This is a genomic window from Candidatus Obscuribacterales bacterium, from assembly GCA_036703605.1.
GTDB lineage: Bacteria > Cyanobacteriota > Cyanobacteriia > RECH01 > RECH01 > RECH01.
Window position 1 is genome coordinate 1 of record DATNRH010000488.1, and the last position, 1,424, is coordinate 1,424.

Here is a 1,424-nt window from a genome sequence, read left to right on the forward strand (position 1 = left end):
TTTCTAAGCCTGTGGCGATAGGAATCACGGTTCTTACCCGTTGGGGACAACGTGTCGCCAGAATTAGTGCCAACATGCCGCCAAGGGATCCTCCAATGACACCATGCAGACAATCTATTCCCAGATAATCTAGCAAATGCAGTTGGCTCCGCACCACATCCCATGCGCTCACTTGAGGAAATTTACTACCATAGGGTTTGCCTGTTCTGGGATTTATAGACCGAGGTCCTGTGGAACCGTAGCAACTGCCTAGATAATTTGCACAAATGATGAAATAGTGGTCGGTATCTAAAGCCTTCCCAGAGCCGATGAAGTCATCCCACCATCCCAACACGCAGTCATCTGTCCATAGTGGCTGTATTCCTGGGATGGAAACATTGGTGCCAGCGGCATGTTGACTGCCTGTGAGTGCATGGAAGATCAAGATAGCATTACTTGCATCAGCATTGAGCGTTCCATAGGTTTCATAGGCTAAGGTAACAGATTCTAATCCTTCACCAGACTCTAGCTGAAAGGGATTTTCGGCTGTCAACTGAAAAAATTGAGTTTTAACTGGACCAATACTCATGGCAAATGGAAAAGCTATGCAGATGGGTAAGCTGGATAGTGAAAGGCGATCGGGAGCCAGATGAGCATGAATAGAGAGCGATCGCTAGGTGAGTGAGCCTAAAGAGGCAGATCATGGTGCACATTACTCATCGGTGTTGCTGAGCAGTAGGGCTCCACCACGTTTGCGGAAGGTTTCAGCACGTCTCGTCCGAGGTTCATACCCTGACCCAGCAACACCCACATCAATCATCCAGCGATCGCCCCTTCAGTTCAATCGTTTAGTCTATATCCTTCAATCTATGTTGTAGCGTGTTTTAGTGCTTGCTGCAGATCCATCATGATATCCTCAATATCTTCAATTCCAATGGCCAAACGTACCAACTCTGGCGCAATTCCGGCTGCAATTTGATCGTCAGGGGACAATTGGGAATGGGTAGTGGTAGCAGGATGAATCGCTAGGCTCTTGGCATCGCCAACATTTGCCAAATGAGAAAACAGATTCAAATGTTCAATAAAGCGCTTCCCAGCTTCTGCACCGCCCGTGATCCCAAAGACAACCATAGCCCCAAAGCCCTTCTTTAGATAGCGTTCAGCTACGGGATAGGTTGCATCTGTCTCCAGCCCAGGATAGCGCACCCATTCGACGGCCGGGTGCTTTGCTAGGGCCTGAGCCACCTTAAGAGCATTCTCACAATGACGCTGCATCCGCAAATGTAAGGTTTCAATGCCTTGGAGGAATAGCCAGGCATTATCAGGGGCGATGCAAGCGCCAAGGTTACGTAGGGGCACCAGACGCATCCGCAGAATGAAGGCTAGGGGGGAGAGATCGCCTAGATCATGGGCATAGCGCAAGCCGTGGTAGCCAGAATCCGGTT

Annotated in this window: 2 protein-coding genes; both read right to left on the reverse strand. The window is 49.5% G+C overall.

Translation table 11 applies throughout. The features are described 5' to 3' along the window. Positions 1-568: alpha/beta fold hydrolase (locus V6D20_10335; protein ID HEY9816178.1), on the reverse strand; the 568-nt coding region annotated here is incomplete at its 3' end. 278 nt (positions 569-846) lie between these two features. Beyond that, positions 847-1,424 (reverse strand): PLP-dependent transferase (locus V6D20_10340; GenBank protein HEY9816179.1); only part of this gene is annotated, 578 nt, incomplete at its 5' end.